Raw genomic sequence first — 8636 nt, 5'->3', positions numbered from 1 at the left:
TTCAAGGGGGCGATGCGCAGCGGGCCGTGCGAGGGCCCGATCGCCCTGAACCAGAGGAGGGAAGAACGATGAAGCGAACCCTGCAGATGATGGCGGCGTGCGCCGCGTTGAGCGTGTCTTCGGTATCCACGGTGTCGGCGCAATCCCAACCGGCCCGTGTGGTTGTCGTCCACGGCATCCCTGGTGGCGCGGTGGGAGCCGCCGCCGACCTGCCGGTGGACGTGTCGGTGAATGGCGCCTGCGCCTTGCCCGGCTTCCGGTACAAGCAGGTGGTCGGCCCGCTGGCCTTGCCGGCCGGCACCATCAGCGTGGCCGTGCATCCGGCCAACCCGTCGCGACCGTGCGGCCTGCCGGCGATCATCGGCCCCGCCAACATCATGCTCAACGCCAATGAGGATGCCGCCATCATCGCGCACCTCTCCGCGTCTGGCGCTCCCACGGCCAGCAAGTACGTGGTCGACCTGTCGCCGACCGTGAACAACAAGGCTCGCGTCCACGTGTTCCACACGGCCGCCGCGCCAGCGGTGGACGTGTACCTGGGCGGCGACTTCGGGTCGTTCAGCCAGACGGCGTTCCTGGTGCGGCAGATGGTGAACAACGAACGCGCGGTGGCGAGCGTGCCCTCGGGCGCCTGGCAACTCGTGGCGGCGGTGTCGGGTACCGTGGCGCCCGTGATCGGACCCGCCCACGTGAACATCGGGCAGAACGCCGCGTTCCTGTTCTTCATCGTCGGCGCGCCCGGCAGCAACACCCTCGACGTGGTGGTGAAGGACTACAGCAACCTGCCGCGGCCCTGACGGCAGGTACCCGCTAGCGCCGCGCGAGGGCCTGCTCGGCCTGCCAGAGGTGGCGGCGGGCGTGCACGGGCAGGATGGCGAACGCGGCGTAGAGGTTGTACGAGGCCCGCGCTTCGAACGGCGACACGATCGTGAGCCGGTCGAGCGCGAGGCCTTCCGCGCGCGCCAGACTCTGCCGGACACGGTCGTGCGCCTCGCGCAGCGCGGCGACATCGTGGTCCGGCGTGTCCGCCGTGGCGGGCACGAACGCGGCGGGCGTCTTCGAGCGCAGCCGGCGGTAGGGCGGCTCGAGGGACCAGATCAGGAGCCGGCCCAGCAGGCCAGGGCGGAAGGGGCCGTCTCCGCGCAGGCCTCGGGCATGTCCGTCGGCGATCGCCGCGTCCATGCGCGTGAGCATGGCGTCCACCGACAGGACGATGTGCTGGAGGCACTCGGAGGGCGACCAGCCGCCGTCTGGCGGGCGACGCGTCCAGGCGCCAGGAGGGCACGACGCGGCGAGCGCCGCCGCGCGGGCGTCTGCGGCGTCGAGCGCCGCTCGCAGGCTGGTGAGTTGCTCGGCGGTCGTCATCGGCTCTCGTCCTCGACCTGTCCCTCGAACACGAGGCGCCGGAAGAACGAGGGCGCGTGGAACGTCGGTCCGTCCGGCACGGACCAGGCGGCATACAGCACGTCGTCCTCGGGCCGGTCCGGCCCGCCGGGGCGCTTGATGCGGAATGCGTTGAAGTGCCACTCGTCGCCGGGCCTCACCGGTACGCAGGCGGCGACGCGCGGCGAGATCGTGGCGAAGTCCTCGAACGGCATCCAGGCGATGGCCGTCCAGTCATCGGTCCCGTCGGCGCGGTGCACCCGGGTCCGCAGCCCGGCGAAGTCCCACCCGAGGTGCACCACCCGCTCCGGCTCGAGGCGTTCGATGTGCAGGTCGCACACCACGTTGGCCGGCGTGATCTCGAGTTCGGCGTAGTCGGTGCCGGATCGTGTCGGGTCGAGGAACACCTCGACCACTTCCGTGTCCCACAGGCAGTCGTCACGCTGGGTGCGCGTGGCCCACGGCAAGACGTCCTGCACGTCCCAGCGCACCGCGAGGCCTCGGGGCAACCACACTGCGCGGAACGTCGTCGCGAGACCGTCCGGCCCCCACGTGATGGCCATGGCCGCGTCCCAGCCGTCGCCGTCGAGGAGTGCGTGCTCGTCGACCGCCGCGTGCCTGGCCCGGTACACGGTGGGTTGCAGGTCCGCCTCCGGCCCGCGGTACATGTCGACCATCAGAGCGCCGAGGACGAGAGCAGCGAGTAGACGTCGAGCAACCGCCGCTGGGCGTTCACCGGGTCGACACCGGAGGGGCTCGGCACGGGGATGTACGACCCGTCGGTCTGGAGCGCGCGGGCGCGGTCGGTGTCGGCGAGCAGGGTCTCGAGGACGACGTCGCGCAGGTGCGCCTTCAGGTCGGGCTGGTGGACGGGGCAGAGCACCTCGACCCGTCGATCGAGGTTGCGCTCCATCAGGTCGGCGCTGCCGATGTAGACCTCCGGGTCGCCGCCGTTCTCGAAGTAGTAGATGCGCGAGTGCTCGAGGAACCGGCCGACGATCGACCTGACGCTGATGGTCTCGGAGATGCCGGGGATGCCCGGCCGCAGGCAGCACACGCCGCGCACGATCAGGTCGGCACGCACGCCGCACTGGCTGGCGCGGTAGAGGTTGCGGATCATGCCCGGGTCGGCGACCGCATTGAGCTTGAAGATCACGCCTGCCGGACGGCCAGCGCGCTGGTGCTCGCACTCGCGGTCCAGCAGCGCCTTGAGCTGGGTGCGCAGGCCGACCGGCGCCACCAGCAACTGGTCGTAGGCGCGACGGTTCGAGTAGCCGGTGAGGTAGTTGAACACCTCGGAGATGTCGTCGATGATCGCGTGGTCCGACGTGAACAGGCCGATGTCGGTGTAGACGGCGGCGGTAGCACGGTTGTAGTTGCCCGTCCCGACGTGCGCGTAGCGACGGATGCCGTCCGGTTCCTTGCGCACGATGAGGCACAGCTTCGCGTGCGTCTTGAGGCTCACCACACCATAGACGACGTGGATGCCCGCCGCTTCCATGCGGTTGGCCCAGGCGATGTTGTTCCGCTCGTCGAAGCGCGCCTTCAACTCCACGAGCACGGCCACCTGCTTGCCCTGCTCAGCCGCCTCCACCAGCATGTCCACCAGCGGCGAGTTGGAGCCAATCCGGTAGAGCGTCATCTTGATGGCGATGACCTGCGGATCCTCGACCGCCGCGCGCAGGAACGACTCCACCGCCGAGAAGCTGTCGAACGGGTGGTGCACGAGCACGTCCTCCTCGCGGAGGTCGTCGAAGATCTCGGTGTAGCCGGACCAGATGCCGCGGGGCGAGAACGGCGCGTCCTTCAGGTGGGGCAGGTGCAGCTTCGTGAGCTGGTGCCAGTCGTCCCAGTCCATCCGCTCGTCCGTGCGCGAGACGATGTCCTCGTCGATCTCGAAGTTCTCGACCAGGATGTTCAACACGCGGCGCGGCATCGCGTCTTCGACCTCGAGCAGGCAGAGGGCGCCGTAGCGCAACTGCTTGAGGCTGCGGTCGACGGTCTCGAGCAGATCGTCGGCCTCGTCCTCCTGGATCACCATGTCGGTGTCGCGGATGATCCGGAACAGATGGGCCGACTGCAACTCGGTCCCCGGGAACAACTGCTGCAGGTTGGCCCGGACCACGTCCTCGAGGAACACGAAGGCGTGGCCGCCGTTACCGGACAGGTCGGCGGGCACGGGGATGAAGCGATCGAGCGTGGCCGGAATCTTGACGCGCGCGAACTTGGTGCGCCCCGCGTGCTTGACGACCACCGCGAAGTTGCGGCTGAGGTTCGAGATGTACGGGAACGGGTGGCCGGGGTCGAAGGCCAGGGGCGTGAGGACGGGGAGGATCTCGGCGCGGAAGTAGCGCGCGAGGTGTTCCGAGATCGCCGGTGTGTACTCCTCGGGCTCGAGGATGTACACGCCCTCGTCGACCAGCGCGGGGCGCAACTGCTCGCGCCAGCAGCCCGTCAGCGACGCCATCATCTCGCTGGCGCGGGCGCGCGTCGCCGCGAGCTGCTGTTCGGTGTTCAGCCCGTCCGGGCTCACGTCCTCGATGCCGGCGCGGTACTTCTTCAGCAGCGTCGCCACCCGCACCATGAAGAACTCGTCCAGGTTGGTGGCGACGATGGCAAGGAACTTGATGCGCTCGAGCAGCGGGTGCGTCGCATCGAGCGCCTGGTTCAGCACGCGCTGGTTGAACTCGAGCCAGCTCAGTTCGCGATTGATGTAGAGCGACGGGTGCTCGAGATTGCCCGGATCGCACTGCGACCAGTCGGTGCGTTGGGCGGGCAGCCGGACTCGCCGCTTACTGGCGCGGCCGCGTGAGGGACGGACCTTCGTCGAGGATGTAGCGTTCATTGGACTCGCGCCTGGGCGATTTCAGGCCGATGATAACAAAGCGTCACGCCGACGCCCCGTCGTGACGCCCGGGACCGAGGGCCCACCGCGCCCATGCAGATCACCCTCCTGCCGCCGTTGCTGCCCTCCGAGGCGATCACGCCTGTGCAGGTGCCAGGGACCTTCACGCCTGGCGTCCGCATCATGGCGACGGTGCTCGGCACGACGGCCGATGGGGCGACCCTGCTCTCGCTGATGGGGGCCCGGGTGGCGACGGGCGCGCCCATGGGCTACCCGGAGGGGACCCGGCTGCGGCTCGAGGTTGTGCAGGGGGGCGACCGCCCGCTGTTGCAACTCGTCGGGGCCGAGCCAGCCGACGCGGCAGCGCCGCCACCCGCTGCACCTCCCGCCCCGGCAGGTCCGCCGGTCTCGCAGGTCACCTACGGGCTGGCGGCCGCCGTTCTCGCGGCCCGCGACGCGCCGGATGTGCGCGCCGCCGCCCTGGGCGTGGCCCGCTGGCTGCCGGCGCTCGTGTCGTCGGGCCTGATCAGCGAGGCGCAGGCGCATGCGCTGGTCCGATCGCTGGCGCCCGTGCCGGTGCCCATGCCGCCGGCGGGCACGCCCGAGGCCGCGCTGGCGGCCGACGCCGTAGCCCGGGCCATCGCCGCGCGGGTGGCCGACGGCGGCGCGCTGCTCGAACGCCGCCTGGCCGATGTCGTGCGGCACGCCCGCCCGGATGCCGAGACGCTGGCGTCGCACGATGTCCGGTCACGCCTGGCGTTGGTGTCGGCGCTGCTCGATCAGGCGCCGCCGGGACTCGACGGGGCGCGTGAGGCCGTGCGGGGACTGCAGGACGCGCTGCTGGCCGAGCAGGCGCGCACCGCCGCTCACCTGGCCCGTGAGGGCGTGGTCGATGTCCGCATCCCCCTGCAGGTCGACGGGCACGAGGCCGAGATGCGGCTGCGCATGCGTGTGCAGCGGGATGCGCCCGAGCAGGGCGGCGGGGACGACCCGGCGCCCTGGCGACAGGTGCGACTCGACCTGGCGCTCGAGGGCCTCGGTCGTGTGCAGGTGCGATTGGGAGTCGTGGGTGCGCAGGTGCGCACGGAGTTCATCGTCGAGGGGCCGGAGCCGGCCGATCGCCTCGAGGCTGGCCTGGCCGAACTCGGCGCGGCGCTGGAGGCGGCGGGCTTCGCCCAGGCGTTGTCGCGCGTCGTGGTGGACCCGGTGCGGGCCTGTGCGCCCGACGACCTGCCGGACCTGCCGTCGCAGCGCACCATCCTGGATACCCGCGCATGAGCGACGCGCCGTTGGTGCCCCGTCGCCGCGCCGCCGCGCTGCGCTATGTGCCGGGAGAGACGCCGGCGCCGGAAGTGGTGGCGACGGGGGAGGGGGCGCTCGCCGAGCGGATCATCGCGCTCGCCCGGGAACATGGCATCCCCATCCACGAGAGCCCCGACCTCGTGAAGCTGCTCACGCAGTTGCCGCCGGACACGGCGATCCCGATGGAGCTGTACCGCGCCGTCGCGGAAGTGATTGCCTTCCTGTTGCGGACCGCGGCTCCGCGCTGAGAAGGTCGAGTTGCGGCCGGGTGGGACACCCGGCCCTACCTGTGTGCCGACCGGAGGTAGGGCGCGGTGTCCCACCGCGCCGCTGTCCTGCCAGCTACTTCGCGCTGATGGCCACGCTCTGCTTCATCGTGCCCCAGTGAATCTCCAGGTTGCTGCCGATGACGGCGATCGTCAGCTGCTCGGCCGGGCTGGCGAGCGTGCCGGCGGTCATCGGCGTGCGGCCGAGGTCCTGGGCCTCCGAGTACTGCGTGCCCCACTGGCCCGTCTGCTTGTTGACGATCAGCTGCCACGGCGAGCCCGGCAGCGTGTAGAGGGTGTAGGTGCCGGCCGGGACCGCGATCGTGCCGATCTGCAGCGCCTTGTCGGTCTTGAGGGTCGTCGCCTCGTCCGCGCCGGTGCGGTACACCTTGCCGGCGGGCGCCAGCGTATCGAGGCTGCGGCCCTTCATGTAGGGACGGCCGTAGATCACGGTGACGGTCGCCGCGCCGACCTTGTACTCGACGGTCTCGTGCGGACTGCCGCCGCGGCCGGCCGTCGTCGAGACGACCTTCTGCGCGAAGGCGGTGGTGGGAAGGGCGAGGGGGGCAACGACGACGGCTGCCGCCGCCGCAAGGGTCAGGATCGCACGACGCATTCGGTTCCTCCAGAAAGGCCTGCCAACGACAGGCGAACACCGAACTATAGCGCGGCTACAGGATCTTCTGCCCGAGCGCGGAGGCCGCGAGCTCCGAGGCCAGCACGGCCGTGGTGTTCTGCAGGTCGAGCACCGGGTTGACCTCGACCAGGTCGAGGGCGAGCACGCGGCGGGCGTCGGCCAGCATCTCCATCACCATGTGCGCCTCGCGGTAGTCGAGTCCCCCGCGGACGGGCGTGCCCACGCCTGGCGCGATGGCCGGGTCGCAGACGTCCAGGTCGAACGACACGTGGATGCCGGCCGTCCCGGCGCCTGCCAGGGCAATCGCCTGTTCCATCACGGCGGCGGCGCCCTGCCGGTCGATGTCCTTCATGGTGAAGACGTGCACGCCCGAGGCGCGCACCTCCTGCTTCTCGCGTTCGTCGAGATTCCGGATGCCCACCAGCACCGTGTGTTGCGGCAACACCTTGGGCGCGTCGCCGCCGATGCGCGCCAGTTCCACCGGCTCCTGACCGAGCAACGCCGCCAGCGGCATGCCGTGCACGTTGCCCGAGACGGTCGTCTGCGGGGTGTTCATGTCGGCATGCGCGTCCACCCAGATGAGCCCCAGCGGCTGCCCCTGCCGCCGCGCGTGGGCTGCGGACGCCGCCACCGACCCGGCGCCAAGGCTGTGGTCGCCGCCGATGACGATCGGGAACGCTCCCGCGCCGTGCGAGGCCAGGGCCGTGTCGTACAGCGCCTCGCACACAGCCTGGATGTCGTGCAGGTACTTCTTTCGCGGATCGCCTTCCTCGCGCGTCTCCGGCGTCGGCGTCACGATGTCGCCGCGGTCCCGCACCTGGTGGCCGAGCGCGACCAACCGCTCGGCGATCCCGGCGATGCGCACCGCCGACGGCCCCATGTCGACGCCGCGGCGACCGCCGCCGAGGTCGAGCGGCACTCCGATCAAGTGGATATCGGCCATGCGACCCTCGCTGTCCTGAGACGTGAGACCTGAGACCTGAGACCTGAGACGAGCCTGCCTCAGCGCTTCAGGCTGATGGAGACGCCCTCGCTGCCCGGCGCCACGATGGACGTGAGCAGGTCGGCGCGGCCGTTGACGGTGCCGAGGAAGTCCTGCATGTCGGCGCCCTTGTTGATCACGTTGTGCGCGAGGATGAGGCCGCCGCGGCGGACGCGCGGGAACGTCATCTCGAAGTACTTCTGGTAGTCGGGCTTCCAGGCGTCGATGAAGACGAAGTCGAAGGTGCCCGGCTCGGCCGGGACGGCCTTGAAGGCGTCGCCCGCCACCACCTTCACGACGTCGCCGAGTCCGGCGGCCGCGATGTTGGCCTGCAGTTCCTTCGAGCGCACCGGGTCGTACTCGATGGTGGTGAGGGTGCCGCCGGTCTCGCGAAGGCCAAGCCCCATCCAGATGGCGCTATAGCCGCTCGCGCCGCCGATCTCGACGGCCTTCTTCGTGCCGTTGGCGACGATCATCAGGCGCAGGAACTTGCCGTCTTCTTCCGAAATCGCCAGCTGCCCCTTGTCGGCCTCGCGGATGCGCGTGAGCAACTGCTGCAGCTCGGGCGTGAGCGCTGGCAGAGCCGCGACTTCCTCCGGGGTGCGCACGGCGGTGGTGGCCTCGCCCGGCGCGGCCGACGACGATGGCGCCGAGGCCGTGGCCTGGGGGGCGGGGGCCTGGCCGCAGGCGGAGGACAGGAGCGCGCTGCACACGAGGGCAGCAGGAAGGGCAAAGGATCGGGACGCGAGCATGCGGCGAGAATTCTACCCCTCGGCCCGCCTGCCGCGTCGGGCCCTGGCGGCGCTCAGCGGGAGCCGGCGGCCTGACGCCAGCCGTCGAGCAGGCTCCGCATGGTGGTACGCGCATCGCTGGCCACATCCGGAATGCCCACCGCGCGAAAGCCGCTGCCGCAGACGGCCACCGGGGGCAGCGCGGCGAGGGCCGCCTCGATCTGCGCGACCCGCGCGCCGTGCCCGACCTCGTGCTGCGGGCTGCTGCGCGTCCAGCGCACCACCCGCGCCAGACTCGGTGGCGCCTGGATCCCGAATCGGCGGACCCAGCTCTCGTGCGCCGTGTTCACCAGGGTCTCGTCGTCGTGGCGCAGCACGGCTTCGTCGTAGGCCCCGCCGAAGAAGCCGCGGAGCACGACCCGATCGTCGGGCGCCCGTCCGGCCCACTTGTTGCTGAGCCAACTGGTCGCCAGCAGCGGTTCGCGCCCGG

The 8636-nt window shown here is 70.9% G+C and carries 9 protein-coding genes and 1 pseudogene; 3 read left to right on the top strand and 7 right to left on the bottom strand.

Annotation, left to right across the window (positions count from 1 at the left end; all coding sequences use genetic code 11):
* Positions 1–68: 68 nt before the first annotated feature.
* Complete coding sequence (locus ACIRDX_RS17950; RefSeq protein ID WP_396626812.1) at positions 69–797, top strand: DUF4397 domain-containing protein; 729 nt, start codon at positions 69–71, stop codon at positions 795–797.
* 13 nt (positions 798–810) lie between these two features.
* On the opposite strand, the gene ACIRDX_RS17945 is transcribed toward ACIRDX_RS17950, so the two are convergent.
* Genes ACIRDX_RS17945 through ppk1 form a run of 3 tightly spaced genes read right to left on the bottom strand, consistent with a single transcriptional unit; the run spans position 811 to position 4228 of the window.
* Complete coding sequence (locus ACIRDX_RS17945; protein ID WP_396626811.1) at positions 811–1365, bottom strand: DinB family protein; 555 nt, start codon at positions 1363–1365, stop codon at positions 811–813.
* Positions 1362–2060 (bottom strand): carbohydrate-binding family 9-like protein, encoded by a 699-nt coding sequence (locus ACIRDX_RS17940; protein WP_396626810.1) that lies wholly within the window; start codon positions 2058–2060, stop codon positions 1362–1364. The genes ACIRDX_RS17945 and ACIRDX_RS17940 overlap by 4 nt, the downstream gene beginning before the upstream one ends.
* Positions 2060–4228, bottom strand: a complete 2169-nt coding sequence (ppk1, locus tag ACIRDX_RS17935) for a polyphosphate kinase 1 (RefSeq protein WP_396626809.1) — start codon at positions 4226–4228, stop codon at positions 2060–2062. The genes ACIRDX_RS17940 and ppk1 overlap by 1 nt, the downstream gene beginning before the upstream one ends.
* Positions 4229–4321: 93 nt before the next feature.
* Between ppk1 and ACIRDX_RS17930 the strand changes: the two genes are divergently transcribed.
* Together ACIRDX_RS17930 and ACIRDX_RS17925 are read left to right on the top strand one after the other, a co-directional pair.
* Positions 4322–5506: a flagellar hook-length control protein FliK gene (locus ACIRDX_RS17930; RefSeq protein WP_396626808.1), complete on the top strand. Its 1185-nt coding sequence runs from the start codon at positions 4322–4324 to the stop codon at positions 5504–5506.
* On the top strand, positions 5503–5778 hold the full coding sequence (locus tag ACIRDX_RS17925; protein ID WP_396626807.1) for an EscU/YscU/HrcU family type III secretion system export apparatus switch protein: 276 nt from the start codon (positions 5503–5505) through the stop codon (positions 5776–5778). Before ACIRDX_RS17930 ends, ACIRDX_RS17925 begins: the two co-directional genes overlap by 4 nt.
* A 94-nt stretch (positions 5779–5872) precedes the next feature.
* On the opposite strand, the gene ACIRDX_RS17920 is transcribed toward ACIRDX_RS17925, so the two are convergent.
* The 4 genes and pseudogenes from ACIRDX_RS17920 to ACIRDX_RS17905 all read right to left on the bottom strand — a co-directional run.
* Positions 5873–6412, bottom strand: a complete 540-nt coding sequence (locus ACIRDX_RS17920; RefSeq protein ID WP_396626806.1) for a DUF2911 domain-containing protein — start codon at positions 6410–6412, stop codon at positions 5873–5875.
* A gap of 55 nt (positions 6413–6467) precedes the next feature.
* Entirely contained in the window at positions 6468–7376 is a 909-nt protein-coding gene (rocF, locus tag ACIRDX_RS17915; RefSeq protein ID WP_396626805.1) for an arginase, read from the bottom strand.
* A 59-nt stretch (positions 7377–7435) separates the two neighbouring features.
* Entirely contained in the window at positions 7436–8167 is a 732-nt protein-coding gene (locus ACIRDX_RS17910; protein ID WP_396626804.1) for an O-methyltransferase, read from the bottom strand.
* A gap of 53 nt (positions 8168–8220) precedes the next feature.
* Positions 8221–8636, bottom strand: a pseudogene (locus ACIRDX_RS17905) (protoporphyrinogen oxidase); the annotation flags it as partial.

Origin of the sequence: Luteitalea sp., assembly GCF_044337415.1 — a bacterium.
Taxonomy (GTDB): Bacteria; Acidobacteriota; Vicinamibacteria; order Vicinamibacterales; family Vicinamibacteraceae; genus Luteitalea.
The sequence above is the reverse complement of the archived record's forward strand: the minus strand, read 5'-3'. Positions and strand labels throughout refer to the sequence as shown.